Below are 26,372 nucleotides of genomic sequence, written 5' to 3'. Positions count from 1 at the left end.
TGGCAATGAACCTACATGACTATTTCGATTGCGAGGGAGCCATTACCGCTGCGGCGCTGGCTCGGCGCGTGGGGGTATCGCCCGCGCTGGTCTACCAGTGGCGCACCGGGCGCCGGCCGGTGCCGGTCAAGCATTGCGCTCTGATTGAGCTGGCCACGTGCGGCTGGGTCACCCGGCGCGATTTGCGTCCCACGGATTGCATTCGAATCTGGCCGGAGCTGGCCGAAGGGCACAAGGCGCAATGAACTACTACCCCCATCACATTGGCGATTTCAATAGCGCCACGCGGCACCTGACGCGCATCGAACGCAGCGTCTATCGCGACTTGATCGAACTCTATTACGACACCGAAGCCCCCTTGTGCGGGGACGTCGACAAGCTCTGCCGCTTGTTGATTGCGCGCTCTGACGAAGAGCAGGCCGCGGTGGTCCAGGTGCTGGGCGAATTTTTCGTGGACACCGAGCAAGGCTGGCGGCATGCGCGTTGCGATGCCGAGATTGCCCGCTACCACGGCAACAAGGAAGCGAAGTCCGCGGCTGGCAAGGCCAGCGCGGCCAAGCGGGCGCGGCTGGCTTGCCGGCCGGTGAAAGCGGCAGAGGACGTGGCAGAAAACGTGGCATTGGAAGCGGCACAGCAGGACGGGGCGGCGCAACAGCCGTTGAACACCCGTGCAACCAACCATGAACCAGAACCAGGAACCCAAAGCCAGAAAAAAAAGGAACCTGGGCCATGCAAGCGCAATGCAGGTTTTGACGCCACGGGCGTTGCATTGCCCGAATGGCTGGACCGCGCTGACTGGGTCAGTTGGGTAGTGGATCGCAAAGCCCGCAAGAAGCCGATTACCGAAGAGGGCGCGCGGCGGCAGTTGCAACAGCTTGCGGGCTACCGCGCCGAGGGCATTGCCGCGTGCGAGGTCATCGCCCACAGCATCGCCAGCGGCTATCTGGGGCTGTACCCACCGCGCGATAGGCCGCGCATCGCCGCAAGCAGCCGCGCAGGGCAACGCGCCGACTGGTCATCTGAACTGCGCAGCGTGCTGGCTGAAGGCCGGGTACGTGGCGAGATCGACATGGGGGTGATCGATGCAAGTCGCTGAATCGTCCACCAGCCTGGGCGCGCTGGTCGTCAATGAAATGCACCTGCTGTACGGCGCGAAGTTTGCGCAGCAGTGGGAAGGCCTGACGCCGCGCGAGTTGAAGGATTCCTGGAATCAAAAGTTGTCGGGGCTGACCGAAGCGCAAGTCAGGCGTGGGCTGACGGCGTGCCTGACGCGCGAGTGGCCGCCGACGTTGCCGGAATTTCTGAAGCTGTGCTGCCCGTGGCTGATCCCCGAGCTGGCGTATCACGAAGCCGTGCGCGGCGTGTCGGCTCGGCGGCGCGGCGAGACCGGTGATTGGTCACACCCCGCTGTGTACTGGGCGGCGGTTGGGGTGAGTACGGTGGACCTGCTCAACAGCAATTACGGCGCCATCAAAACGCGGTGGGAAAGGACCTTGACCGAGGAGCTTAGCAAAGGCGCGTGGCTCGACATTCCGCCACCGCGCGCGGCACTGCCCGCGCCAGGCCAGACGCTGGCCACGCGCGCGCAAGCAGAAGCCGCGCTGAAAAAGATGGGGGCGGGAAAGCTGTTGGAGCCGCGCAGCCGGTCGCATCGCGAATGGATAGACCGATGGGAGGCGCGCATCGCGCTTGGCGGACACCCCACCAAGGCCATCGCCGAGATGCTGACGCACGCCAGGCACACCACCGAGCCGGAGGGCGCATGACACAGGCACACGAAACGGGATGCGAAGCGGGACAAAAAATGAGACCCGAAGCGGAACACAAAACGGAACACAAGAGGGGATGCGACACGGGACACCCAAGCGGTTCCGCGATCCGCAATCAAGTACGAGGCAACAAGACAATGGAAGCAAAGGCAGGCATGCAAGCAGGCTTACCGCGTTGGGTGGAAGACGAAATCCGCAATTGGGCCAGATCGCAATGGGAAGGCGACTGGCCGGGCCCGCGCCGCATGATGCAAGACGCGCCGGACGTGTGCGCGTTTCCGCCGCTACCCGGTCACGAGGACGACGATGAGCCGCTGCGCATTCCGGTGAATCACGAACGCGCGCGCCGCGTGCATGCCTTGTATGAAGCGTTGCCGCTGGTTGAGCGGCGCGTGGTGCAGGCGGAAACCACGCGTCGCGCCGACTACGCGGACCTGCCCGCGCATCTGCGTCAGGAAAAGGCCTGCCGCGCCCTCGGCGTCACGCTGCCTTACTACAAGGTAGCGCTGGGCAGCTTCAAGCAACAGGTCTGGAGGGAATTCAAATGAAGTACGCGCACGAGGTCATTGATCTGCTGGCCGCGTACCCGGGTCGTGAATTCAGGATGGCGGAAATACTGCGGCACGTCAGCCGAGGCATGCCGTTGACGCCCGCCTCGCAAGAAGCCATGCGGCGTGGCGCCCGCCGGGTGCTGGACCATTTGCTGGATGCCGGCCATGTGCATCGTTGTGGCGGCAATACAAAATCCGCGACTTATGCGTGGTCGGAATTGGGACACGTACTTCATAAAAACCCTGCGCATTTGGGACCGGATTTGAGACAATAGCCGCGGGGCATTGCGCCCACACGAAATGCAGCCCGCCTACCTTCAACGGTTCGCGGGCTTTTGTTTTTTCCGAACCTTTTACTAGCCGACATGACGCCCGACAACGCAATCCTTACGCTGATAAGCGCCGCTGCCGGCGGCGTGCCGGTGGCGCATTCCGACGATACCGAGACCTTCCCGCCGTCGCCATATATCGCCATGGCCGTGCGCTGGGTGCAGGCCGGGCCTGTCGAGACGGGCCGTGTCGATGACGACGGGAACCAGCCGGTGCACGACCATCGCGATGCCACCGTCGAGCTGCGCAGCGTGGGAGTGGATGCGTATCGCGCGTTGGACAAGATGGGCCTGGTCTTGCGCCATCCCGTTTATGAAGAACAAGCCGAAGCGCTGGGCCTGGCCTTGTTTCAGGCCGGCCGCATAGAGCGCGTGCCGCCTGACAGCGCCGGCGCGGCAAGTGAGCGCCTGGGCGTGCTTGAACTGGGCATCCGCTATGCGCAGACCTATACCGATTTTGTCGGCGTCATTGAAACGGTGACCGGCACGATCACGACCACGGGCGGCACCACGCCCACCCTGGAAACCTCTTTCTCCGCGAAGACCGACCCGGCGCAATAGCGTCGCAGGCCTTCTTAACGTAGTCCCCGCCGCCCTTGGGCGGTTTTTTTTTGGAGCCGCAAATGGCAAAAATCGACCGGATCGTCAATGTGGCGATCTCGCTGAACACCACGGCGATCAAGGAGCAGAACTTCTCTGACCTCTTGATTCTTGGCGCGCACGCGCTGGCCGTCAACCGCATCCTGGCGCTGACCGAGCCGGGCGAGCTGTTGGACATGGGCATGGCGCCGACCGACCCGCTTTACATCGCTGTGCGCGATGCGTTCAAGCAGATCCCGACCGTGGCGCGCGTTTTCGTGGGCCGCCGCCAAGTGGATACGTCGCGTGTGACCGTTACGCGCGCCGCCGTGTCGGAGTACCTGGTTTCGCTGTCGTGGCGCGATGCGCAAGGCGCGGTGCAGAAGGTGGACGTGGCGACGTCGGGCCTGCCCGACAGCACGCCCCAGACCCTGGCCACCGCCTTGGCCGCCGTCATCGCCGACACCGATGCACCGGTGACGGCAGCCGCCACGGGCGCCGATGTCACGGTAACCGCTGCCGAGACCGGCCAAGCGGTTGCGATCGCCGTGAAGGGCAACCTGCAACTGGCCGCGCCGGTCAGCACCGAAACCCCGTCGGCCGCGTTGAACGCCTGCCTGCGTGAAAACGGCGACTGGTACGGCGTGTCCTTGGCCAGCCGTGCCGAAGCCGATGTGCTGGACGCCGCCGAGTGGGTGGAATCGAACGAGCGCCTGTTCGGTGTGTCCAGCGCCCAGGCCGGCATCATCGATGCCGCCGCGTCCAACGACATCGCGTCCCAATGCCAGCAGAAGCAGTTCTTCCGCACCCATGTCTGGTACCACGGCCAGGCCGCCAGCGAAGCCCTGGACGCCGCCGTCGCCGCCAACCGCTTCACCTTCTATCCGGGCGGTGAGACGTGGGCCAACACGCGGCTTTCAGGCGTCAGCTATGACAGCCTGACCGAAGGCCAGGCGCTGGCCGCGCATGCCAAAAACGCCAACACCTTCGAGCAGATGCGCAACTTTGCCGTGACGCAAAACGGCAAGGTTGCCGCGGGCGAATGGATCGATGTGATCCGTGGCCGCGACTGGTTGGCCGAGCAAGTGAAGATCAACGTGGCGTCGCAACTGATCAACGCCAACGGCAAGGTGCCGTACACCGACGCCGGCATCCAGGTGCTGGTCAACGGCATCCGCCAGGCGCTGCTGCTGGGCCAAAGCCGTGGCTTGGTCGCGCCCGATGAAATCGATGACGCGGGCCGCAAGATTCCCGGCTTTGTCATCAACGTGCCGCGCGCGGCCAGCGTGTCGACGAACGACAAGGCCAACCGCATCCTGCGCGACCTGAGCTTCAGCGCCCGCCTTGCCGGCGCCATCCATGTTGCCGAAATCAAGGGCAACCTCACCTACCAACAACTGTAATCGGGGCCTATCCATGTCTGTCAAAACCTACGCACCCAACCAGGTGAAGATCGTGATGGGCGCGCTGCCCATCTCGGGCCTTGCCGAAGACACCTTTGTCACCGTCGCCGAAATCGGCGAAGGCATTGCCTCCGTCGTCGGGGTCGACGGCGAGGTGGCGCGCTCGATGTCGCGCGATTCGCGCTTGCGCATCACGCTGACGCTGATGCAGACCAGCGCCAGCAACGCCGCGCTGACCGCGCTGCACCAGGCCGACCGCGCCACCGAGGGCAACGGCGCCGTGCCGGTGTCGGTGACCGACCTGCGCGGCACGTCGTTGCATGCCTCGGATTCGGCGTGGATCGTCAAGATGCCCGACGCCGGCTACGGCGCCAAGGTGGGCAACCGCGAATGGACGATCGAGACCGGCCCGGCCATCAACGTGATCGGGGGCAATACCTGATGAGCGCCGTCAAGGAAGTGACCATCGGCACCACTATCTTCCGGATCTCGCGGTTCGATCCTTTCCGCCAGTTGAAGCTGCTGGGCGACTTGCAAAAGGAAGTGCTGCCGGCCGCCGGGTCGATGCTGACCTCGGTGTTCAACGTGGAAGGCGCCAGCGAAGGCCGCGACGAAAGCGCGATGCTGAATGCCTTCCGGGAGCTCTCGGCCAAGCTGGGCGGCGACGCCCTGGGCGGCTGGGCCGAGCGCCTGATCGACCCGGAGCTGGTCAGTTTCGAGCTGGCCGGCCGCGAGCCCCAGAAGCTGACGTCCGCCCATCGCGGCCTGGCCTTTGCCGACTACGCCGAAATCCTGGAGCTGTTGTTCCACATTCTTGAGCACAACTTCGCCGGCCCTTTGGCGCGTTGGGCCGGCCGCTTTGGTCCGGCCCGCGCGAAGCTGGCGAGCCTGTCGGGCGGTTCGACGCAGGCTTCGAAAGAGAGTTGATCATCTGGCGGCCCATCCTGGCCCGCCATGTCAGCCTGGACGCCGCCAAGCGCGGCGACATCGATCTGCTGGACATCCTGAAGCTCAATGCGCTGATGGATGCCCAGCAGGCCGCGCAGGCTGCGGCAGATAACAAGGCGAGGTAACGATGATCGTGGTACGAGAGGTGGTGACGCTGCTGCGCCACCACGTGGACACAAGCGGCTTGCAGGCTTACCAGCAGGCGTTTGAAGCCATGCTGCAATCCATGGCTGACGCAACCGTCCGGGCCAGCGCCGCCATGCGACGCGCGTTGGCGGGCGTGTTGCCCAGCGTGGTGAGCACGCAGCAGGCGATACGCGTGTTGGCGACAAGCGGACCGACGATAAGCCGACAGGCAACAAGCGGCCAGGCAGCAGGCGGGCGGGCGACAAGCGGACAGGCAACAGGCGGGCTGGCAACAAGCGGCCAAGCCACAAGTGCGCAGGCAACAAACCCGCAGGCGAAAAGCGCCGTGGCCCGGCCGCAAGGCGGCATCCCGGCGCCCCGCCAGCACGCGACCGCGCTGGGCGGCTTGCGCGGCGTTGTTGAACTGACGCTTGGCGCATCGCCGCTCAAGCGCATCCTGAGCGGCATCGACGCCTGGGTGCAGATCCAGGAACGCCTGCGGCAAGCGGCGGGATCGGGCGCGCAAGCGGTCGAGGCCGACCGCGACCTGGCCCGCGTGTCGCGCGCCAGCCGCACGCCGTATGCCGACAACGTCGACACCTATGCCCGGTCCGCGCAGACGCTGCAAGACCACGGGCGTTCCCCGCGTGACGCTGCCGGCATCACCGAGGCCGTGGCCTTGGCCATGCGCCTGTCGCAGACCCCGGCCGAGGACCGGGGCGGTGTCGTGGCGGCGCTGTTGAAGATGGTGGAACAGGGCAGGCTGGGCCTTGAGGAATACAACGCGCTGCCTCGCCGCATGCAGGACGCGCTGGCTGCCGGCCTGAATGTGGACCGTGTCCAGTTGCGCCAGCAGGTGCAAGGCGGCCAGGTCTCGGCCGACCGCGCATTGCCCGCGCTGCAATCGCAGTTGCCCGCCATGCGCACGGAAGCCGAGGCCGCGCCCGCGTCCATCACGGCAGCGATGACGGTGTTCAACGACGCCTTGCAGCGCTATGTCGGACAGGCCTTGCCGGCAGGCCGCAGCGTGCTGAACGGGGTGACGGCGTCGATCCTGTTTCTGGCCGACAACATCGACGCGGTCGTCAAGCTGTTGGCACTGACCGGCGCCAGCATCGGGCTGGTCTCGTTGGGCAACTGGCTGCGGCGTGCCAGCGTATTGTCGGTCGGCCTGTTTCAAGCGCTGGTCGCCGCCACGCGCGCCGCGCTCGGGCTGGATGCCGCGATGGCGATGCGCCGTGGGCCGGCGGGCGCGATGCAGATGCTGTCGGTATGGAGCCGATCACTCGCGCCGATGCTGCGCATGGCGGCGGTGTTGACCACGATTTATCTGATCGGGGAAGACATCGCCAACTGGCTGGGCGGCGGCGATTCCGTGCTGGGCGGCTGGATTGGCGGCGTGGAGCAATGGCAGGACGAGCTCAATGCCGTGTCGGCCGTGCTGGGCTTCGTGAAGGACCTGCTGGGAGGCGCGGGCGAGGCGCTGGGGCCGTGGATCCAGCGCTTCGGAACGATTGGCGTGCTGGCCTATGGCCTGTGGCAGATCCTGTCCCCGATCGGCGGATTCTTGCTGAACCTGGCAACAGTCGTCGTGCCGATGCTGTGGAACGCCTTCGCCATGACGCCGATCGGCCGGATCATTTCGTTGATTGGGATGCTGGCCGTCGCGCTGTGGCAGGTCTGGGAAAACTGGGATGTGATCAAGGCATACATCTCGGCATCCTGGGATGCGCTGATGGCGATGGCCCTTGACTCCTTCCTGGGGCCGGTCATCGAATACATCGCGGCTATCTGGCAGTTCTGGACCGCGCTTGTCAACGGCGTCGTGGCCGCCTTCAAGGGCGACTGGGACGGCGCCATCGCGCATTGGGCGGGTGCGTTCAACGGCTTGTGGACGTTCTTCTCGAACATGGGCGGACGGATGATGGCCACGATCAAACAGATCGGCGACGCCATCCAGACCTGGGTGCTGGACAAGCTTAAGGTGGCCAAGGACTGGTTCCTGAGCTTGGTGCCGGACGCATTGAAATCCGAACCGGACGCGCAGGCGTCGGTGATGGACGGTTGGAAGTCGGAGGGGCAACAGGGTGGGCAGCAGGGCTTGCAGTCGGGCGCGTTGCCGAGCGACCAAGCTGCATGGTGGGCCGTGGCAAGCGGTGTTTCGCTTCCGGTCGTGCCTCCAGCCAACGTGTTCGGCCCCGGGCCGCTGCCCGGTCGCGCGCCATTCATGTACCAGAACCGCAACGACATTGTCGTCAACGTGTCGGGGGGCGATAGCCAGGCCGTGCGCGGGGCGGTTGCCCAAGGCGTGGATCAGGGGCTGTACCGAAACTTTAACTACCTGACGAATGCGTGGGACCTGGCGTCTCCCGTTGAGGCCACCACCTAGGAGTCGCAATGAACTTTGTTTCCATGATCTTCGGATGGAATGGCGGCAGCAGCATCGGCACCTTGCCCTTGGACGCGCTGGTCAACGAAAAGACCACGCTCACCAGCCGCGCGACGTCGTTTGCCGTGGAAGACGGCCCGCCCGTTACGGACCACGTGGTGGCGGATTCCGAGCAACTGACGCTGGACGGCTGGGTGACGGCGGCTGACATCAGCTTGCTGGGCGGCCTGCGCGGCGCGGCCTTGGGCGCCGGCCGGTCAAAGTTGATCGGCGCGAAGGACGCGCTGCGCAAGATCCATGCGGACCGCCTGCCCATCACCATCACGACCGGGCTGGATGTCTACGCCGACTTCGTGATGGAAAGCTGCTCCATCGGGCGCAGCAACGGCGCCGGCGACCGCTTCGAACTATCCGCCAGCTTCAAGCGCATCCGCAAGGTGACGTTGCGACAGGCGGATATCCCGCCGGAAAAAACCTCGGGCAGCGCAACGGACAAGGCCGGAACCACCAAAGCCAACGCCGGTAAGCAAAACGGCGTGCCCGCCAGCCAGAAGCAACGCGACATTTTCAACTCGTCAGGAATTCTGAGCGCATGATCCAGATACTCGTACCGGACGCCAACGACAGCCTCACTGAAACGGAGCTGGACGGCATGACTTACTTCTTGCGCCTGTCGTGGAACAGCGAGGCGCGGCAATGGGTGCTGTCCATCGAGAACGCCTACAACGAACTGATCGTGGCGGGCATTGCGGTGGTCCCGGATTCCCGCTTGTTGGCGGGGTACCGGCATCTATCCGTGCCCGCCGGCGAACTGGTGGCCTTGGCGCCCGACCGGCGCGACACCATCAGCCGTGCGGCGCTGCCGTCGGGCGAGGTGGCGCTGCTCTACATCAACGCCGACGAGGTGGCCAATGGCCAGGTTTGACCGCGTTTACCGGCTGCTGGTGGGCAAGACCGGCGGACAAGGGCTGGAGATTGCGCCGCCCATACGCATGACCTTCGACATCGCCAAGACCGCCGCCGAAGAACCCAACGACGCCAAGATCACCGTGTACAACCTGGCCGCGCAAACCCGCCGCACGCTGGAAGAACCCGGCCTGCGCTGTGTGCTGTACGCGGGCTATGCGGAAGAGGGCGGCCCCTTGCTGATGGCGTCCGGCAGCATCGTGTATGCGTATACCCGCTATGACCAGCCGAACGTGGTGACGGAATTGACGGTCAAGGACGGCTATATCGAAGTCCGCGACACGGCGGTCTCGATCGGCTTGGGGCCTGGCGCGCGCGCCAGCGACATCATCCGCGACATCGCGCGGCAAATGGGCCTGCCGTTGCTCATGGCCGACGATGCGCCCGACCGTCGGTGGGAGCAGGGCGTTTCTTTCTACGGCGCGGCACGCACGGCACTGCACAAGGTCACGCAGGGAACCGGGCTGGAATGGTCGATCCAGAATCAGCAGTTGCAGGTTGTGCAGCGGCTGGGCACCACGCGGCGGCAAGCCGTTGTGCTGGCCGTGGACACCGGCTTGTTGGGCCAACCCGAACGCACGCGGGCAGCCGCCAGCGAGAAGGCGAAATCGAAGGCAAAGGCGCCGGGGCAGGACGGTGCCGCTGCGCCCGCCGCCACCGCCACGCCCGCCAGCGGCCAGCAGCAGCGCGACGGCTGGAAGGTCAAGTCGCTGTTGCTGCCGACCATCAGCCCCGGTGATCTCGTCAAGTTGGAAAGCCGTTCGGTAGCGGCCTTTCAACGCGCGGAAACCGTGCGCCATACCGGCGATAGCGAAGGCGGCGACTGGCAAACGGAATTGACCCTGCTCGACCCCCACCCAACCTCCGCAAAAAAGGAGCAGTCATGAACAACGCGGTAACCCTGATGCGCCGTCTTATCGCGACGGAGCTGGCGGACGTCTACACGACGCTGCCGGGCGAAGTCGTCGCCTATGACGGCACGTTCGTCACAGCCCGCCCCGCGCTGGCCAAGCGGTTGGCCAATGGCGACGTTTTGCCGCCGCCGCAAGTGGTGCGCGTGCCGGTGTGTTGGCCGGTGGGCGATGTGAACGGCGCGCAGGCGCTGATCTCGGTGCCGCTGGCGCCGGGCGACGCGATCAAGCTGTCGTTCTCCGCCCGCGCGCTGGAGAACTGGCTGGCGGGCGATAACGGCCCGCCGGATGACCCGCGCCAGTTTGATCTGTCGGATGCGTTTGCCTCGCCGCTGTTGCGGCCAGGCACGATCGCGGCCGACACGCAGAATGTCAGCATCCAGTACGGACCTGGCACGCTGAAACTGTCACCCACGGGCGACCTGACTTTTCACGTCAAGACCTGGACGGTGCAAGCGGAACAAGCCACCTTCAACACCCCGGTCACGATCAACGGGCCGCTGACCTATACGCAAGGCATGTCGGGCGAGGGCGGCCAGGGCGGTGCGTCGATGCGCATCCGTGGTGGCGTGGCCTACGAAGGCGGCGCGATCACCCATAACGGCAAGAGCATCGGCGACACGCATCGCCACGCCTACGCGGGCGGCACAACCGAGGGGCCAATCTGATGACCCTGGACCTTGCCTTGTCCGATGACCACGACCTGGACCTGGATCTGCTTGGCCGCGCGTCATTCGTGGATGGCGCCGACCGTATCGCGCAGCAGATCAAAACGACCTTGCTCGCCTTCCTGGGCGAGTGGTTTCTGGACACCACTTTTGGTGTTCCGTACTTCGAGGACGTGCTGGTGAAGTCGCCCGACCGCGCCAGCATCGAAGCCATCTTCCGCGCCCGGATCCGCGCGGTGCCGGGGGTGACCCAGGTGCAGGCGATGCAGTTGCAGATGGAACGCCAACTGCGCGTGCTGCGCGTTACCTACCAAGCCGACACGACCTACGGGCGGCTGGATCGCGTGGTGCTGTTGGGGTCGTCTTCGGGTGCGTCCTCGTCTACGGCATCAAGCACGTCCTAGTCCCTTCCTTCCCTTACTTTTGTTGAGGTATCTATGGCCTACGGTGTCACACCGGACGGGTTCGTACGCCCGCGCCTGCCCGAAATCCGCCAGGAGATCGTGGCGGACCTGCGCGCGCGCATGCAATCCGCCGGATTCAATGGCGCGGTGGAAACCCGCCCGGACAGTATTACCGGCCTGCTGATCGACACCTTCGCGGAACGCGAAGCCACGTTGTGGGAGCAGGCCGAAGGCGTGTATTACGCGATGTACCCGGGCTCGGCGACGGGCGTGTCCCTGGACCGGTCCGTGTCGTTCACCGGCGTGTCGCGCTACCGCGATGAACCTTCGCGGGCCTATGTGGTGTTGTACGGGGCGCCTGGCACAACGGTGCCGGCGGGCGCGCAAGTACGGCATCGCGTCAGCCAGAATGTGTGGGCGGTGGACAGCGCCACGCGCATTCTGGCTGGCGCGGCGGCGGATGTGACGTTGCAGCCCGATGTTGCCCCGCAGACCGCGTACACGGTATCGATTGATGGGGTGGACCATTCCTATACCAGCGGCGCCACCGCGAACCTGCCCCAGGTGCTGGCGGGATTGGTGGCGGCGCTGGCCGCAAGCGGACTGGAGGTTTCTAGCGATGGCGCCGCCGTGCGTATCCACTCGGACGGCCGCCAGTCGGCGGCGTTTGCGTGGTCGACCAACTTGTCATTGATCCGCCTGGGGTCGCCCGCCTTGGCGACCACGATCGGCGCGTCGGCCGAAGGCGCCGCCGTGGGGGACTTGAACGGAATCATCACGCAGGTCGATGGGTGGGAAGCCGTCAACAACCTGCAAGAGGGCGTGGCGGGCCGTCTTGCGGAAACCGCCGCCGAGTTGCGCGCCCGCTATCCGACGGGCCTGTTTCGGCTGGGCGCGGCCACGCTACCCAGCATTGCCCCCAACGTGCGCGACCGCGTGGCCGGCGTGCGCACCGTCAAAGTCTTCATGAACAGCACGGACACGCCGGACGCGCTGGGCCGGCCGCCGCACAGCGTGCACGTGGTGGCCGACGGCGGCCTGGATGATGAAGTGGCGGACGCCATTTTCCGTGTGGTGGCGGCCGGTATCGATACCCATGGCCAGCGCCGGGGGGTGGTCAAGGACGCGGACGGCGCGGATCAGGTGATCCGTTTCGACCGGCCCGAGCGCGTCTATCTGTGGGTGCGCTGCGCCACCACCTTGTTGCCGCCATCCGAACAAGCGTTCCCGCCCGATGGCTTTCAGCGCATTGCGGACGGCCTGGCCGAGGTGGGCGAGGCATCCAGCATCGGCGAAGACGTCGTGCTGCAACGGCTTTACGGCGCAATTTTCCGTACGCCTGGGCTGGCATCCGTGGACCTGACGCTGGCGTATTCGACCGACCCTGCCTTCAAGCCGACGCCCGCTGATTACCGCGCGGCAAACGTCACGATTCAGGACTTTCAGGTGGCGGCGTTTGATCTGTCGCGCATCGAGGTGACGTGATGGATCTGAACCAAGACCATGCACACGTGGCCTGGGGCCATTGGCTGGGGCAGTTCCAAACCAAGCGGCGACTGGAAGCGCTGGTCAAGGCGCTGCTCAAGCCCGCTCAGGGGCTGCAGGGCGCGTTGCGCGCGCTTTACGAAGACCGTTGGCTGGATACGGCGGTCGGCCGGCAGTTGGACGGCATCGGCGAGATCGTGGGCTTGCCCCGCGTCATTGATGAAGCGATCTACATCCGGTTCTTCGGTTTCGACGGGCAGCCGAACGTGGGCAGCTTCGGCGTTGCGCGCTTGCGTCGCGCCAACGAGCGCGCCCTGGCCGGGTCCACCACCTTGCTCGATGCCGAATACCGCAAATTGCTGTACTGGAAGATCGCCCTGAACAACGGCCACGGCACCACGCCGGAGATCGCCAGTTCGCTCAAGCCGATCTTCGATGTGACGCGGGTCGTGGTGCAAAACGCCGGCAACGCAAAGATCCGCATCTGGGTCAGCCGCATTCCCGGCCCCAACGACCCACTCATGGCCAACCCCTACAAGTGGGTGCCCCAAGCCGCCGGCGTCGGCGTGCAACTCATCACCGGCTCAACCGAAAAGCCCTTCGGCTTTCGCGGGCAAGGTTTCTTTGGCTTTGGCGTCGGCGTGCTGGCGCGAGGAATTTACTGATGGCAGACCCTACTTTTTTCGACCTCTTCAAATCAACCTGGGCACAGAACGGCCTGACCGAAGGCATTACCGATCTGCAATACAAGACCGGCTGGTCATTCATCGGATCCGTTCCGCCTTCGGTGGAGCAATTCAACAAGGTGCAGCAGACCACCGACGAACGGCTGGCCTGGCTGTACAAGCAGTTGGACGGCCTGGCGGCGGTAACTGGCCGGCCGCTGGCGGCGACGAGTTTTGATGCGCTGAGCTATGCGCAGCAGAATCTGAACGCCGGCAACCTGAAAGCCGGTACGGTGCCGGTGGCGCGTTTGTCGGGAACGGCATCGTCGCTGACAGCGGGCGCCGCGACCAAGCTGGCGACGGCACGGACCATCGCCGCAACCGGCGACGCGACGGGCGCGGGGTCGTTTGATGGATCCGCGAATGTGTCCCTGGGACTGACGTTGAGTCCCAGCGGCGTGACCGCCGGCAGTTATGGCAGCGCCAACGCGGTGCCGACGTTCACGGTCGACGCCAAGGGCCGGTTGTCGTCGGCCGGGTCGGTCGCCGTCGGCAACGCGGCCACCGCGACGAAGCTGGCCACGACGCGCTTATTCTCCGTCACGGGCGGGGCCACGGCGGGCGGGGTGAGCTTTGATGGGTCGGGCAACGTGGCGCTGAATGTGACGGCGCTGGATGTGTCGAAGGCGTCGACCGGCACCTTGCCGGTGGCGCGCGGCGGCACGGGTCTGGGCACCGTCGCGGCAGGTTCGTATGTGACGGGTGCGGGAACGGGTGCGCTGGTATCGAGGACACCGGCGCAGGTGCTGGAAGATATCCAGGCGCTGCCGAAGGCGGGTGGCGACCTCAGCGGCCCGGTGCTTCTGAACACGGGTGCGACCTTGGGCGCGCAATACGGCGCGAACACCACATCAGGCCGCACGGCGCATGTCCTGCTTCCCGATGGTGGCGGGTATTCCACCCACACCGGCACGATTACCGGTGCAATGAAGATCACGCTGCCCGCGGCGGCGGTAGGCGCGAACACAATGCTGCGCCTGCGCGTGGATGTGTTCGAGTACCTGGATGGCGTACCCCCCGTGTCGCTGCTGATCCATGGCTATCTGCAAACGACAAAGGCATGGGGACGCTGCGGCGCGACAGTGCTGGCAGGCAGTGCCGTCTCTGATCTGCCGATCCGGTTCGGCTCGGACGCGGCGGGTGCCCCGTGCATCTGGATCGGCGACACGACCAAGCCCTGGTCTTACCCGACCGTGACGGTGTCCGAAGTGCTGGCCAAGTACAACACCACGGGCGCAACGGTAGCGGCGTGGGGTGTGGGCTGGAAGGTCGAACCGGTCACGGCGTTCGAGACCGTGGTGCAGACGCTGGCAAGCGGCAACCTGGCGTTCGGCCGTGCGGATGTTGCCACGATCGCTGAGGCACTCGCTGGCGATTCCGCAACCAAAGTCATTACGGCGCAGACGCTGGCTGCGGCCGTCCCCAAGTTTGCTCCACGAGCCCTTGTTTCGCTGTCGGGTAGTGGCACGTTTACTGTCCCCGCAGATACTTATTTCCTCGACGTCGAGATGTGGGGCGCGGGGGGAGGTGGTGGAGGTGTCGGGACAGCCGGGGCCACCGCTGCGGGAGGAGGAGGGGCTGGCGAGTACGCACGCGCAATTGTCTCCGTGACACCAGGCAGTGCAGTTTCCTATTCCGTGGGGGTAGGCGGCGGAGGTGGCGGCGGTGGAGGGGGCGGCGGTAATGGCGGCTCGACAATTTTTGGGGTTCTCTCTGCGGTTGGTGGCTCAGGCGGCAAACCGAATGGCGTGGGCGACGGCGGAGCTGGCGGCACTGGCGGTGGAGGAGTGGTAGCGGTTAGGTCGCCGGGTTGCGCGGGCGGCGCGGGTGGCTCGATGACCTCCAATGGCGCGACCGGAGGTATAGGGGGAGGCTCTCCATTCGGTGGTGCAGGAGGAGCAAATGGACCTTTCATTGGAAGTAGTGGCGGTTTCCCGGGAGGTGGAGGTGCGGGACGCGGAACCAGTTCGACAGGATCTGGCAGTGCGGGCAGCAATGGCCTGATTGTCATCCGCTATTAACAGGAGCATGCAATGAAGCGATATGCACGAGTGTTGGACTATGTGGTGACTGAAGTCATCGAGATTGTGGAAGAAATGGACATCGCCAACCTGACCCCGCCGGGGTATGACTGGGTGCCGGCCGGTCCTGGGGTCGTGGACGGATGGAGATACGAACGGGGCGAGTTCTTTCCGCCGCCGCTTGAACCGGTTGATCTGGCGAGTGTCATGGCGGCAAAGTGGTTTGCGGTGCAGGCTTACATGGACTCTAAGGCGCGGACGATGGGCTACGAAAGCTTGTTGATTGCGGTGTCATACGCGGATGAATCGGCGGTGCCGCGATTCCAAATTGAAGCGAGGAAATTGCGTGCTTGGCGCAGCCTCGTTCGAGAAAAGTTCGGTCAGATCTCTGATCTGGTGGTGTCTCGGACGCGCGATGTTCCTTCGGATGACTCACTTTTCGTCGAGTTGCCGTCGTTCGAGTAGAGGCAATTCTTCAAGATTCAATACGCCCGTGCGCGGGCTTTTCCCCGTCCCTACAGGAGGCCCCATCCTGCACACACTTTTCAGGAGCAACCCCAACATGGAACCCGGCTCTACCAGTCTGGGCGGTCTGGCCGCCCTGAAGGTCGCGATGGCGTATGGCATTCCGGCTGCGATCGCGGCCATGCTTGGCCTTTTGATCATGCCGCCGCATAGTATTCGTGAGTTCACCGTCCGCACGGTATCCACCGTGGCCTGTTCTTTCCTCTTCGGCCCTGCGCTTGCCGCCGCCGTCATCACCTGGAAGCCCGCCTTGATGCAATCCATGACCTGGCTGGCCCAGCATGGCGCGGGCACTGACGATGCCTTGCTTGCCAAGTTCTACGTCCTGGGTCCCAGCATGTTGCTGGCTGGCCTGCCCGCGTGGTGGGTGCTGGGAGCCTATATGCGCTGGATGGCCAGCATGCGGAAAAAGGGTGTGCTGGAATGGTTGGCGGATGCGCGCCGCAAGCTGTTCGGCGTCGGCGTGCATCGGCGGGGCGGGGGGAACAACCATGGATCTTGATGCCATCACCCATGCCGCCATCGTGCCCGCGCTCGCGCTGCTTCCGTCGGCCATGGACACGCCTCAAGCCCGCGTCCTGCTCCTTGCCATCGGCTTGCAGGAAAGCCGCTTTCAGCATCGCCGCCAGGTCGGTGGACCGGCGCGCGGGTTCTGGCAGTTCGAGCGTAGCGGCGGCGTGCGGGGCGTGTTGATGCATCCCACCAGCCGCGAAAACGCCCTGCGGATTTGCGCGGCCCGTCGGGTTGCCCCGGCCTCCGCAACCGTCCACGCTGCCCTGGAAACGGACGACATCCTCGCCGCCGCGTTTGCGCGCCTGTTGCTGTGGACGGACCCGTTGCGTTTGCCCGCTGTGGGCGATGCCGACGGCGCTTGGGCGCTGTACCTGCGCACCTGGCGTCCGGGTAAGCCGCATCCGCAGACGTGGCCAGTGTTGTATGCACAAGCCTTGTCCACGATGGAGGTCGAACATGCGCGCCTGGCTTGAGCGTTTCACGGGGATGGCGATGGCCGCGTTGGCTGCGACCGCTGTGTTTTTGCTGGCCTACCTGCGTGGACGCAGCGTCGGCCGCAGCGCCGAGCGCGAGCAGCGCGACACGCAAATCAACCGGCAGGCCGATCAGGCTCGGCAGGAGGTAAAGAATGTTCAGGACCAGACGGCGCGTATGGATGACGCTGCCATTGCTGATGAGCTTAAGCGTGACTGGGTGCGTGGCGCCGGCCCGGGTGGGCGTTGAATATTGCGAGCACGCGCGGCCGATCTATTTCGATGAGGCGGCGCAGGTGGATGCCACGCCGGCTTCTATTCGCCGGCAGATCCGGGACGGCAATGCCGTCTGGCGCAAGCTGTGCGGCGGTGCGCCGTCATGACCTAGTCCATATTGCGATTTATGGCTCTATCCGGCTGGGCCAGGCAGGTGCACGATAGCGGTTCTGAAATATCTCTATCCAGGATTCACCATGAGCACTCGCCTCGACTACGCCCAAGCTTCGCCCGACGGTTACAAAGCCTTCGGCGCGGTATACGCCTACCTGCATGACTGCGGGCTGCCCAAGACCTTGGTCAACCTTGTCTTTCTGCGGGTGTCGCAGATCAATGGCTGCGCCTACTGCATCGACATGCATTCGCGTGACCTGATCAAGCAGGGCGTGACCGTGGACAAGCTGGTGCTGGTGCCGGTGTGGCACGAAGCGGGCGCCGTGTTCACGCAGCAGGAACGCGCGGCGTTTGCCTGGGCGGAAAGCGTGACGCGCGTGGCCGATACCGGCGTGCCGGACGAGGACTATGCCGCGGCAGCCGCTGAATTCAACGACAAGGAACTGGCGGACCTGACCTACGCGATCGGCCTGATGAACGCCTTCAATCGTCTGGGCGTGTCGTTCAGGGCCACGCCGGCCGCGACCAAGGCAGCGGAGAAGGCCGCGAAGTAATGCAAAGACGCAGCGTCTGGCGCTTCAATGTCGTCATGGTGCGTCTGCAAAAAAGCTACGAAGGACCAATGCCCGGCACGTCCTGCCGGATGATTCGAGAAAACCCCGGGGCATCCCCATGAGCGCGTGCCCGGTCGGTGTAGCGGCCCCGCTCGCGATACTGCTCGGCGCTGTCCGCGCCTTGCAGCACGTGCAGGTCGAAGAAATACTCGGGCAGGTAGCCGGATGCCAGCTGGCGGTAGTCCAGCGGAAGTCCCGGCACGATGCGCCGCGCCATCTGGAACACGATGGTGGTGCAGTTGGCCGTCAGCGTGTGATAGAAGCGGGGCGTGTCGCGCAGCCGGTTCGCGCGGTCCACATACGCCAGTAACAACGAACGCGCATCTTCCGGCGGCATCTGGATGCGGTACAGGTAGCAGTCTTCGCCACGCACGTTGGTGCGTACGCGCAGGCTGTCTTCTTCGGTGGAGGCAATCAGGCTCAGCTCGTACAGCTTGAAAAAGCCACCTATCTCGGAAAAGCGGTCGCCTTCCTTGCGGCGGATTTCCACCGAGAACACCACGTATTGATCATCACCGAAACCAAACGACACCAAGGCGTGGGCAATGGCCGGGCGGCCCCAGTACGACAGCGCCACGTCCACGGATTGCAACGCGTTGAGCGCGTAGCGGCGGGTTTCCCAATGGGGCGTGAAGTCGGTGCGGCTGCGCCAGTCGAAGTTGCGCACGTTGTGCAGCGTGACCTGGTCGCCGTCGATCTCGCCGTACGTTTGGCGTGAAACTTCCGGGATCCATCTTCGATCGTTTGACGCGCGGATGCCGCGCCACCAGAGCAGCAACGCCAGCGTGGCTAGCGCGAAGCCGTAGCCGGCGGCACGCCATGCGGGCCAGGCCAATGCGGCCAAGGCCGCCAAGGCCAGCATCAACCAGGCCAGCGTCAGCAAGCCCCTTGCCATGGGGGCCAAGGGCGCGCGTATCCATAAGGCCAGCGCGCCCCAAGATGCGACCAGCATGATGGTGATGCCAAGCAGGATGGAAGCGGTCATGGGATCCCTGAGCGGTCGAGGCCGCCAGAGTATGGCCGGGCTTGATTTGAACCGTCAATTGCGTCGTGGGGGTGTCGACGCGGGGTCCGTCAGGGCAACGGGTGGCGGTGGAGCCGGCATGGGACGGACAACGCCGCGCGGGCGGCGTGCGTCCTGGCCGGCAGCATCAGGAACGCGCCCGGCTTGTGGCCGGCGGTTCTTTTTTGGCGCGCGGTTTAGGCGCGGGTTTCTTGACTTCGGCAGGAGCGTCGAACTCCTGTTTGTTGCGCTCACCGCGTGGGGTGTTTTCCGGATGAGGCTTGGGAAAGGCCCAGGGCTTCGTTTTCTGATCCATTGCATGTACTCCTTGCACAGGCGGAACAGTAGCATTAGCCGTGGCTGTGGGTAAGTGAGGGTTGACGTCAATATTCATCACATCGTGATTCTTGAAAAAAAACTCGGGGCTAGGACCGGGGCGGCGCCTGCAAGGTTCCCCGCTTGCGGCAAGCTGGCATATCGCGGTCCGGAACGCTGTGTGCTGGCAGTCCATGCGCGGTTCGTTAAGAGATGGCCCGGGTGTTGCTCAGCGTGTCGATCCCGGTGCATTCCATTGCCGCATGGTTGCCTTGTGCTCCGTCGGAGCTGCCGAATTTTACGCAGATTGCGAACGCAGCGATGCGATGCCGTCGGCAACACTTCCGGCAAGCGTCTTCGGCGGGTAAACCCTGTCAGGAACTGGAGCTCATCCATTTTTTTCAGGGAGAACAACGCGGCTGCGGCGGTAGGCGGCGCTACGATTGAAAGCGTGCACGTAGGGGGATCACTATGGACACCGCCAAGGAATGGTACGCCGCTGTCAAAGCCTGGCAGCGTGCGCGCGACGAGCTCACGACAGCCATCGCCGCAATCAAATGGCCGAACCCCACCCCGGGATGTCTGGAAAGCTACGATCGCGCCTTTGCGCGCGAAACCGAGGCTCGGGAGCGCATGAACCAGGCCTACGAGCGCGTCCGACGATAAGCCAGTCCAGCAGGCGGGGCGCCCCTGGGTGGCTCCATAAAACGGTAAGGCGATGGCCCTGTGCATGGGGCCACGATGGCGTTATGTTGTGTTTTTTCCTGACAACGCCAGACAGCCATGTACCTGCCATCCGCTTTCCGTGAAGACGATCTTGCCGTCCAGCACGAATTTATCCGCGCCCATCCGCTGGGCGTCGTCATGACCAGCGGCGAGGGCGGCTTGATGGCCAACCATATCCCCTGTCTGCTCTATCCCGAAGGCGATCATGGCGTGCTGCGCCTGCATGTGGCGCGCGCCAATCCGCAGCTTGCGCATCTGGCGGCAGGGCAGGAATGCCTGATTGCATTCCATGGGCCACAGGCCTACATCACGCCGTCCTGGTACGCCACCAAGGCCGAGACGCACAAGGTGGTGCCCACGTGGAATTTCGTGGCGGTGCATGTGTGGGGCACGCCCGTGATCCAGGAGGATCCGGCCTGGTTGCGCGCGCAGTTGGACGCGTTGACCGCCAGCCAGGAAAAAGCGCGCGTGCAACCCTGGAGCGTGGACGAGGCGCCGGCGGCATTCATCGCGGCGCAGATGCGGGCCATTGTCGGGGTCGAGATCCCGATATCGCGCATCGAAGGCAAATGGAAGGTCAGCCAGAACCGGACGCCGGCCGACCGCGAGGGCGTGGCGCAAGGGCTGGCCAACGAAGCCGGCGACGCGGTCATGGCCGCGCTGGTGGCGCGCCGGGGGCCGCCGGCTTGATGGGGGCAGAGGCGGCAGAGGCGGCAGTGGCGGCAGGCGGCGCCACGCGCGCCGCCGCGTGGCCACGCCCGGCCGCAAAGCAGAGGATGGCCGCGCCCTGCAGCAAGGCCGCCACCGCCAGAAAGCCGATCATCGCCTGACCGCCTGCGTCCAGCACGGCGCGCAGCAGGCCGAACAGCGCGGGCGCGAAGGCGTAGGCGCCTTGCGACAGGGCGACAATCAGCGGCACCACCCGCATGGTGTCTTCGCGCGCGAATTCCGTTTGCGCGATCAACGGCGGCAAGGACGTGGCATTGCCGATGCCCGACCCGAACAGGATCACACCCACCCACACCGCCCATTGATGCTCGGCCGCCAGCATCAGCGTGAGCGACCCGCAGATTTGCACGGCGTAGGCCACGCACGCGACCACTCGCCGATCCGCGCCGGCGGGCATCACCGCGCCCACGATGGTGCGGCCGGCGATGGCGGCAGCCGTGGCCAGGCCCATTGCGATGCCGGCCGTTTGCGCACCCAGCAACGGCGCCAAGAGCGACAGCAGATGCGCGATCAGCCCGATCTGGGCAAACAGCCCCAGCGCCATGCCACCCGCCAGCGTCAGAAAGGCGCGGTCGTGCCACAGGCGCGGAACGCGGGGCAGGGGTGCGGACGACGCGGCAACAGGCATGGCGGCGTCGTCGCCGTCCGGCATTTGGCCCAGTTGCTGCGGCGTGACCGCGAACACCTTGCGCGCCAGCAGCGCAATCACCAGCACCATCACCGCGCCCACCCACCAGGCGGCGTGGGCAAAGCCCGCCTGCGCGATCAAAAACACCCACAGCGGCGAGAACACAATGCCGCCCACGCTGGCGCCGTTATAGGCCATGCCCAGCGCGGCCGGCCGCCGCCGCACGAACCAGGGGGCGATCAGCGCATTGACGGCCGCGGCGCCCAAGGCCACCCAGCCCATGCCGCTCAACATCGCGGCGCCATACAACTGCCACGGCGCCACGGCCATTGACCACCCGGTCACACCCAGCGCCAGCAACACCGCGCCGCCGAAGGTGACCTGCGGCACGCCGATGCGGCGGTACAGGCGGGGCAGGTTGGCGACGACCACGGTGCCACTTAGAAAGTGCAGCGTGACGGCGCCGGACACGAGCGCCACGCTCCAGCCGGTGCGTTGCACCACGGCATGCAGGAATACGGGCGGGCCATAGAAGCCCACGCCCCAGCCAAAGATGGCCAGCACGAACGTGGCGGCAAGGACTTTCCAACCGAAGAACGCGGACGATGTAGACATGATTTTCGGAATGATCGGGATGTTTTGTTGGGATGTCCCGAAGTATGCTTACGCTCTGCACACAACACTTTGGTCTATAGCGAATCATGGAATCCGAGTTCGCCGACATCAATCTCTCGGCCGTGGCGGGCGCCATTGCCGACCCCGCCCGCGCCCGCATGCTGTGCCTGCTGCTGGACGGGCGCGCGCGCACCGCAACCGAGCTGGCCGCCGCCGCCGATATCGGCGCGTCCACAGCCAGCAGCCATTTTCAGCGCCTGCGTGAACAGGGTTTGGTCGACATGGCTGTGCAAGGCAAGCATCGCTACTATCGCCTGGCCAACGGCGAAGTGGGACATGCGCTGGAAGCCTTGCTGGTGGTGGCGGGCGCCGAGCGCGTGCCCTTCAAGCCCAATACGCCGTCCGCGCTGCGCGAAGCCCGCACCTGCTATGACCATATGGCCGGCACGCTGGCCGTGCGGATCCACGACGCCATGGTCGCGCGCCACTGGCTGACGGCTGATGGCCGCGACTACACACTGACCCCGCTGGGCGAGGCGTCGCTGGCGCAGGTCGGCGTGGACGTTGCGCAAGCGCGGCAGCGCCGCCGCCGCTTTGCCTGCGCCTGCCTGGACTGGAGCGAGCGTCGTTCGCACCTGGGCGGCGCGCTGGGCGCGGCCTTGCTGAACGCGTTGGTGGAGCGCGGCTGGATCGAAAAGAGCCTTGATTCGCGCGCGCTGGCGGTTACGCGAAAAGGCGCGCGGCAGTTCCCGGCTTTCTTTGGCGCACCGGATGCGCAGGCCGCCCATGATGGATTGCTGGGGGACGCGCATGCCGCGGCATAGCCTGCAAGCCTTCGTTTATCGCGTTCTCGGTTTGAGCCGATGACGGCGCATTGAACATTGTCATTCCAGCCGCGAATGCGGCTTTTTTTTCGTCGGCTTGTTTACGTTCAAGTCTTCTTGAGCATTGTTTTTTTCCCCTGGTTTTCTCATTAGCCTTATCAACTTTCGTCAGGAGGGGGCCTTGCCTACGTTGGCGCTGCACGCATTTCGTTTATCCACCCGTTTCGTCACGGAGCTTCGCATTGACGTCAATCACGCGCCAGAAGAGGTCGAGCGTGAACTCGATGCCATCCACGCGCGGATGCAGCGGCCTTCGGATCGCTTGCACGGACTGCCGCAGGTGCAAACGGATATTCCGGGCATCGTGCTGCGCTACCGCGAAGCCGACGGCGAATACTACGTGTATGTGGTGGACGTGCAGCGCGACCGCGTGGCGGGCTACACCGTCTTCAACCGGCTGATTGAAGTGGGCAAGCGGGCAGACCCTTTCGTGCGCGCGCCGCATTCCAAATACGCCGCGCCGTATCAGGGCATGGGGCTGGCCACGGCGGTCTACCGCTGGGGGCTGGACGCGGGCTTGTGCATCATCAGCGGCGCGCGCCAATCGCCTGGCGCACATCGGCTATGGATGGGCCTGGCGCGCGACTACGAGCTGGGCTTCGTGGATTTGCGGCGCAAGCAATTGCGCTATCTGGGCAAGCAGGTACAGGCTCAGGTGCTTGCAGATCTGCACACCCGGATGATCATGCTGGGGCGTGGCTGGGATCTGTCCGATTACATGCAGGCAACAGGGATGATTTCGTCCATAGATGCGCTTTCGCAACAGGGCCTAGGGAAATCCCTGTAATTCGTTTGGCGCGAACGCGTGACAAAAAGCAGCGCCAGCCGAAAAGCCGCGCCAGGCTTGCCATTGCGTTCACCACCCCGCGCCACGAGGTGACCGCCTAGAAACGGGGACGCAATTATTGCCATGCAACAGTGTTTCTATTAACTGCCGAGGTTACAAAACATATCTGAACTGTCATGAACGGTCGAGGTATGCTGACCCGCAGAACGAGGGCATCCGAAAGTGCATCAAAACAACTTGATCTACAAGGGATACCGGCTGACGGCCAAGGTGTCCCGGGGCGCGGACGCTGAAATTCCAGCGTTGCCCAGCGGCCCCGTATTCATCGCATCGGTAATGGTGGTTCAGGCAGGCGCCGTGCTGGAAGGCGGTGACGAATATCCGGTTCCGCGCTTTGCGGACGGCGGATTTGTCTACAGTCCACGCGAAGCCGTGCACGCGGCCATCTTGCATGGCCGCGAAATCGTCGACGGCCTGACGAACATGCCGTCCTAGCCGGAAAAGACTTCCCGCCAATCGCGCGTCTTGGCCAGTGTCTGCACCGTTGCGGACTGCTCAAGTATGGTCACGGCCTTTTTGAATTCCTCGGCCGTGGCGCCGTCTTCCAGGATGACCATGCGCGAGTTGCGCGCGTCCGCCATCTTTACGTCTGACATCTTGCCGTGGGTTTGATAGACCTGCGTCCAGTCCATCTTCTTGCCGGCCTTCAGCGCAATCGGTTCGATGTAGGTCAGCGCCGTGCTGCCCGCCGCGCGGACGGCGAACGCGAAGTCGGCCGTGTGGCCGCTGCTGCCCTTGGCGCGCGCGCCCTTGACCATGCGGTTTGCCCCCACGCCTTCAGCCAGCGCGCGGCCCACCTGGGCGCGAAAACGCAGTTGGCTGAACTTGGGCATCCACTTGGCGCATTGGAACGACAGCGCCATCGCCAGCTTCACCGCGTCCCACAAGGCTTCCTGTAACTGCTCGTTCGGGCCGCTTGCCACGATGGCGCCGTCGCGGTCGAAATGCGCCAGGCTGACGCCGGGCGTTTCGTTCAGCATGTCGATGCGTTTGGGGCCTATCTCGATGCCGTAGCTGGAGGCGTGCATCGAGGTCTCACAGGCGTCGGTCAGATAGAACGTGGCGTCGTCCGGGTGCGCGATGAAGAAGGCCGCGTGCTGGCCGTCCAGCCCCAAGGTCATGGGGGCGACGGCGCGAATGGCGTGTTCACCGGCCGGCAGTACGGTCCAGCCGGAGGCTTCCAGAAAATTGCTCATAGGATCAGTTCGATTTGGCGGCCTTTGAGGGGATGCGCAAAACCGCCGACTAGCGTCAGGTTCGCCCGCGGCAGGAAGTACTGCATCAGCGCGCCGATATTGTGCAGGGCGGGCACGATCGGCTCGGCATAGCCTTCGCCTTCGTCCACCCAGATATGTTCGTGGCTGCGGTCCGCAAGCGGCTTGCGGAACTGCGGCCGGCCTTCGCCCACCAGGCTGGTGTGGAAGGAGTCATCGGTGTCCACGCCGAACACGCGGTGCGGCCCGACAAACAGGCTGGCACAGAACGCTTCGGTCAGGAAGATCGTGGCCTGGCCGTGCACCACCGTACGCGCGCCACGGTAGGTGACGCGAAAGATCACGTCGTCGCGCACTTCGCCCTTGACCTTGCAGGCGCTGCTGAACTCCATCCACTGGATGTTGTTGGCGGCGGGCTTGGGCAGCCAGGCGATCGGTTTTACGGTTTCCTTGGGTTCGGCAAGGATCTCTTGCACCTCATCAACGGTAATTAACGGTTCGAACTTGTTGGCCATAAAACGGATCTAGGGTCTTTGAACTGCGCGCCGAATGCGCGGCACCGCTCGCGGCATGGCGCAGGAACTCATGCGCGCAAACAGGGCGAGGGGGCGTAATCTTACAAGATGGAGTCAGCGCAAACCCTTTGCTGTATGGATATACAGCAAAGGAGGGTGGTGCGGATCGGGCGTTCAGACGACGGCTACAGCGTGCTGGCCGCGAACGTATCGCATTGCTTGATGTTGCCGCTTTCCAGGCCACGCTTGAACCAGCGCACACGCTGAGCGGATGAGCCATGGGTGAAAGAGTCTGGCACGGCATACCCTTGCGCCTGCTTTTGCAGGCGGTCGTCGCCGATGGCGGTGGCCGCGCCCAGCGCTTCTTCGACGTCGCCACCTTCCAGGATGTTGCGAGCCGCATTGGCACGCTGCGCCCACAAGCCGGCAAAGCAGTCGGCCTGCAACTCCACCCGCACCGACAACGCATTGGCTTGGGCCGGGTTGCGGCGGCGCAGTTGATCCACCTGATCCGAAATGCCCAGCAGATGCTGCACGTGGTGTCCGACTTCGTGCGCGATCACATAGGCCTGCGCGAAATCGCCCGGCGCCTTGAACTGGTTCTGCAATTCATCGAAGAACGCCAGGTCGATATACACCTTGCTGTCGCCCGGGCAGTAGAACGGCCCCATGGCGGACTGGCCCGTGCCACAGGCGGTGGGCGTGGCGCCACGGAACAGCACCAGCTTGGGCGCGACGTACTGGCGGTTCAGGTCTTTTTGAAAGATGGCGGCCCAGGTGTCTTCGGTTTCACCCAGCACCTTGGCCACGAAGCGCGCTTGCGGGTCGTTGGCGGGCGGTTGGGTCGCGGGCGCTTGCTGCGTGGCGGGCGGGCCTTCGGCCATCTGCAGGACCACGCTGGGGTCCACGCCAAAGTACATGGCCACCAAGGCAAGTACTATCGTACCGATGCCGATGGTTCCTCGTCCGCCGATACGGGGACCGCGAGACCGTCGGTCTTCAACGTTGTCGCTTTCGCGCGAGTCATCGAGGCGCATACTGTTTCTCCGGGCGGGTCGGCATCCCGCCATTTTGCATCGCCGCCCGTCGTTGGGCGGCATTCAAGAG

Annotated in this window: 34 protein-coding genes; 28 read left to right on the top strand and 6 right to left on the bottom strand. The window is 64.7% G+C overall.

The genetic code is table 11. The annotated features are described in order from the left end of the window. Positions 1–5: 5 nt before the first annotated feature. The 23 genes from P8T11_RS11015 (at position 6) to P8T11_RS10905 (ending at position 17,729) form a co-directional block, all read left to right on the top strand. Positions 6–245: a transcriptional regulator gene (locus P8T11_RS11015; protein ID WP_268081912.1), complete on the top strand. Its 240-nt coding sequence runs from the start codon at positions 6–8 to the stop codon at positions 243–245. After that, the gene (locus P8T11_RS11010) at positions 242–1,096 is read left to right on the top strand and encodes a YdaU family protein (protein WP_268081913.1); all 855 of its coding nucleotides are present in this window, start codon (positions 242–244) and stop codon (positions 1,094–1,096) included. Before P8T11_RS11015 ends, P8T11_RS11010 begins: the two co-directional genes overlap by 4 nt. Then, complete coding sequence (locus P8T11_RS11005; protein WP_268081914.1) at positions 1,083–1,766, top strand: hypothetical protein; 684 nt, start codon at positions 1,083–1,085, stop codon at positions 1,764–1,766. The genes P8T11_RS11010 and P8T11_RS11005 overlap by 14 nt, the downstream gene beginning before the upstream one ends. A gap of 158 nt (positions 1,767–1,924) precedes the next feature. Next, a complete protein-coding gene (locus P8T11_RS11000) occupies positions 1,925–2,317 on the top strand; it encodes a hypothetical protein (RefSeq protein ID WP_268081915.1) in 393 nt (130 codons plus the stop codon). Between the two features lie 368 nt (positions 2,318–2,685). After that, on the top strand, positions 2,686–3,210 hold the full coding sequence (locus P8T11_RS10995; protein WP_268081917.1) for a phage neck terminator protein: 525 nt from the start codon (positions 2,686–2,688) through the stop codon (positions 3,208–3,210). Between the two features lie 62 nt (positions 3,211–3,272). Next, on the top strand, positions 3,273–4,631 hold the full coding sequence (locus tag P8T11_RS10990) for a DUF3383 family protein (RefSeq protein ID WP_268081918.1): 1,359 nt from the start codon (positions 3,273–3,275) through the stop codon (positions 4,629–4,631). Between the two features lie 13 nt (positions 4,632–4,644). Beyond that, a complete protein-coding gene (locus P8T11_RS10985) occupies positions 4,645–5,073 on the top strand; it encodes a phage structural protein (protein ID WP_268081919.1) in 429 nt (142 codons plus the stop codon). Beyond that, positions 5,022–5,558: a phage tail assembly chaperone gene (locus tag P8T11_RS10980; protein WP_278072171.1), complete on the top strand. Its 537-nt coding sequence runs from the start codon at positions 5,022–5,024 to the stop codon at positions 5,556–5,558. Before P8T11_RS10985 ends, P8T11_RS10980 begins: the two co-directional genes overlap by 52 nt. Beyond that, positions 5,555–5,704: a hypothetical protein gene (locus P8T11_RS10975; RefSeq protein ID WP_164741192.1), complete on the top strand. Its 150-nt coding sequence runs from the start codon at positions 5,555–5,557 to the stop codon at positions 5,702–5,704. Before P8T11_RS10980 ends, P8T11_RS10975 begins: the two co-directional genes overlap by 4 nt. A 2-nt stretch (positions 5,705–5,706) precedes the next feature. Beyond that, a complete protein-coding gene (locus P8T11_RS10970) occupies positions 5,707–8,094 on the top strand; it encodes a tape measure protein (protein ID WP_268081921.1) in 2,388 nt (795 codons plus the stop codon). A gap of 8 nt (positions 8,095–8,102) precedes the next feature. Then, positions 8,103–8,690, top strand: a complete 588-nt coding sequence (locus P8T11_RS10965) for a phage baseplate protein (RefSeq protein WP_268081922.1) — start codon at positions 8,103–8,105, stop codon at positions 8,688–8,690. Next, positions 8,687–9,019, top strand: coding sequence for a phage baseplate plug family protein (locus P8T11_RS10960; protein WP_268081923.1), 333 nt, complete (start codon positions 8,687–8,689; stop codon positions 9,017–9,019). The genes P8T11_RS10965 and P8T11_RS10960 overlap by 4 nt, the downstream gene beginning before the upstream one ends. Beyond that, a complete protein-coding gene (locus P8T11_RS10955; RefSeq protein ID WP_268081924.1) occupies positions 9,006–9,947 on the top strand; it encodes a phage protein in 942 nt (313 codons plus the stop codon). The genes P8T11_RS10960 and P8T11_RS10955 overlap by 14 nt, the downstream gene beginning before the upstream one ends. Continuing rightward, complete coding sequence (locus P8T11_RS10950) at positions 9,944–10,639, top strand: Gp138 family membrane-puncturing spike protein (RefSeq protein ID WP_268081925.1); 696 nt, start codon at positions 9,944–9,946, stop codon at positions 10,637–10,639. Before P8T11_RS10955 ends, P8T11_RS10950 begins: the two co-directional genes overlap by 4 nt. Next, positions 10,639–11,043, top strand: a complete 405-nt coding sequence (locus P8T11_RS10945; RefSeq protein ID WP_268081926.1) for a hypothetical protein — start codon at positions 10,639–10,641, stop codon at positions 11,041–11,043. The genes P8T11_RS10950 and P8T11_RS10945 overlap by 1 nt, the downstream gene beginning before the upstream one ends. Positions 11,044–11,076: 33 nt before the next feature. After that, positions 11,077–12,528: a hypothetical protein gene (locus P8T11_RS10940; protein ID WP_268081927.1), complete on the top strand. Its 1,452-nt coding sequence runs from the start codon at positions 11,077–11,079 to the stop codon at positions 12,526–12,528. Next, the gene (locus P8T11_RS10935) at positions 12,528–13,193 is read left to right on the top strand and encodes a DUF2612 domain-containing protein (protein WP_268081928.1); all 666 of its coding nucleotides are present in this window, start codon (positions 12,528–12,530) and stop codon (positions 13,191–13,193) included. The genes P8T11_RS10940 and P8T11_RS10935 overlap by 1 nt, the downstream gene beginning before the upstream one ends. Beyond that, positions 13,193–15,274: a hypothetical protein gene (locus P8T11_RS10930; RefSeq protein WP_268081929.1), complete on the top strand. Its 2,082-nt coding sequence runs from the start codon at positions 13,193–13,195 to the stop codon at positions 15,272–15,274. The genes P8T11_RS10935 and P8T11_RS10930 overlap by 1 nt, the downstream gene beginning before the upstream one ends. A 12-nt stretch (positions 15,275–15,286) precedes the next feature. Further along, on the top strand, positions 15,287–15,739 hold the full coding sequence (locus P8T11_RS10925; RefSeq protein ID WP_268081930.1) for a hypothetical protein: 453 nt from the start codon (positions 15,287–15,289) through the stop codon (positions 15,737–15,739). Between the two features lie 97 nt (positions 15,740–15,836). Beyond that, positions 15,837–16,301, top strand: coding sequence for a hypothetical protein (locus tag P8T11_RS10920; protein ID WP_268081931.1), 465 nt, complete (start codon positions 15,837–15,839; stop codon positions 16,299–16,301). Beyond that, positions 16,291–16,785 (top strand): hypothetical protein, encoded by a 495-nt coding sequence (locus P8T11_RS10915; protein ID WP_268081932.1) that lies wholly within the window; start codon positions 16,291–16,293, stop codon positions 16,783–16,785. The genes P8T11_RS10920 and P8T11_RS10915 overlap by 11 nt, the downstream gene beginning before the upstream one ends. Then, a complete protein-coding gene (locus P8T11_RS10910; protein WP_268081933.1) occupies positions 16,769–17,035 on the top strand; it encodes a hypothetical protein in 267 nt (88 codons plus the stop codon). The genes P8T11_RS10915 and P8T11_RS10910 overlap by 17 nt, the downstream gene beginning before the upstream one ends. Before the next feature lie 223 nt (positions 17,036–17,258). Further along, a complete protein-coding gene (locus tag P8T11_RS10905; RefSeq protein WP_268081934.1) occupies positions 17,259–17,729 on the top strand; it encodes a carboxymuconolactone decarboxylase family protein in 471 nt (156 codons plus the stop codon). A 55-nt stretch (positions 17,730–17,784) separates the two neighbouring features. Here the strand turns inward: P8T11_RS10905 and P8T11_RS10900 are convergent, their stop codons facing one another. Together P8T11_RS10900 and P8T11_RS10895 are read right to left on the bottom strand one after the other, a co-directional pair. After that, entirely contained in the window at positions 17,785–18,774 is a 990-nt protein-coding gene (locus P8T11_RS10900) for an Lnb N-terminal periplasmic domain-containing protein (protein ID WP_268081935.1), read from the bottom strand. Positions 18,775–18,940: 166 nt separating this feature from the next. Further along, positions 18,941–19,108: a hypothetical protein gene (locus tag P8T11_RS10895; RefSeq protein ID WP_167401052.1), complete on the bottom strand. Its 168-nt coding sequence runs from the start codon at positions 19,106–19,108 to the stop codon at positions 18,941–18,943. A 470-nt stretch (positions 19,109–19,578) separates the two neighbouring features. Here P8T11_RS10895 and P8T11_RS10890 point away from each other — a divergent pair, with 470 nt between their 5' ends. After that, positions 19,579–19,773 (top strand): hypothetical protein, encoded by a 195-nt coding sequence (locus P8T11_RS10890; protein WP_268081936.1) that lies wholly within the window; start codon positions 19,579–19,581, stop codon positions 19,771–19,773. Between the two features lie 117 nt (positions 19,774–19,890). Continuing rightward, positions 19,891–20,523 carry an FMN-binding negative transcriptional regulator gene (locus P8T11_RS10885; RefSeq protein WP_268081937.1) on the top strand — a complete coding sequence of 211 codons (633 nt, stop codon included), beginning with the start codon at positions 19,891–19,893 and terminating at the stop codon, positions 20,521–20,523. Here the strand turns inward: P8T11_RS10885 and P8T11_RS10880 are convergent. Continuing rightward, positions 20,483–21,805, bottom strand: coding sequence for an MFS transporter (locus P8T11_RS10880; RefSeq protein WP_268081938.1), 1,323 nt, complete (start codon positions 21,803–21,805; stop codon positions 20,483–20,485). The two genes, P8T11_RS10885 and P8T11_RS10880, sit on opposite strands and share 41 nt — an antisense overlap. Before the next feature lie 86 nt (positions 21,806–21,891). Here P8T11_RS10880 and P8T11_RS10875 point away from each other — a divergent pair, with 86 nt between their 5' ends. The 3 genes from P8T11_RS10875 to P8T11_RS10865 all read left to right on the top strand — a co-directional run bounded on the left by P8T11_RS10875 (position 21,892) and on the right by P8T11_RS10865 (position 23,971). After that, the gene (locus tag P8T11_RS10875) at positions 21,892–22,629 is read left to right on the top strand and encodes an ArsR/SmtB family transcription factor (RefSeq protein ID WP_268081939.1); all 738 of its coding nucleotides are present in this window, start codon (positions 21,892–21,894) and stop codon (positions 22,627–22,629) included. A 181-nt stretch (positions 22,630–22,810) separates the two neighbouring features. Continuing rightward, positions 22,811–23,476 carry an N-acetyltransferase gene (locus P8T11_RS10870; RefSeq protein ID WP_268081940.1) on the top strand — a complete coding sequence of 222 codons (666 nt, stop codon included), beginning with the start codon at positions 22,811–22,813 and terminating at the stop codon, positions 23,474–23,476. Positions 23,477–23,698: 222 nt separating this feature from the next. After that, entirely contained in the window at positions 23,699–23,971 is a 273-nt protein-coding gene (locus tag P8T11_RS10865) for a hypothetical protein (protein WP_100856747.1), read from the top strand. On the opposite strand, the gene P8T11_RS10860 is transcribed toward P8T11_RS10865, so the two are convergent. From P8T11_RS10860 to ypfJ, 3 genes are all read right to left on the bottom strand, one after another. Further along, the gene (locus P8T11_RS10860) at positions 23,968–24,732 is read right to left on the bottom strand and encodes a DUF1828 domain-containing protein (protein WP_100856746.1); all 765 of its coding nucleotides are present in this window, start codon (positions 24,730–24,732) and stop codon (positions 23,968–23,970) included. The two genes, P8T11_RS10865 and P8T11_RS10860, sit on opposite strands and share 4 nt — an antisense overlap. Next, positions 24,729–25,265: a hypothetical protein gene (locus P8T11_RS10855; protein ID WP_268081941.1), complete on the bottom strand. Its 537-nt coding sequence runs from the start codon at positions 25,263–25,265 to the stop codon at positions 24,729–24,731. Before P8T11_RS10855 ends, P8T11_RS10860 begins: the two co-directional genes overlap by 4 nt. A gap of 185 nt (positions 25,266–25,450) precedes the next feature. Beyond that, positions 25,451–26,302, bottom strand: a complete 852-nt coding sequence (gene ypfJ / locus P8T11_RS10850; RefSeq protein WP_268081942.1) for a KPN_02809 family neutral zinc metallopeptidase — start codon at positions 26,300–26,302, stop codon at positions 25,451–25,453. Positions 26,303–26,372: the final 70 nt, after the last annotated feature.

This window comes from Achromobacter spanius (genome assembly GCF_029637605.1).
In the GTDB taxonomy this organism is placed as follows: Bacteria; Pseudomonadota; Gammaproteobacteria; order Burkholderiales; family Burkholderiaceae_B; genus Achromobacter; species Achromobacter spanius_E.
Note: the sequence above shows the minus strand (reverse complement) of the source record. Positions and strands in the feature narration are given on the sequence as shown.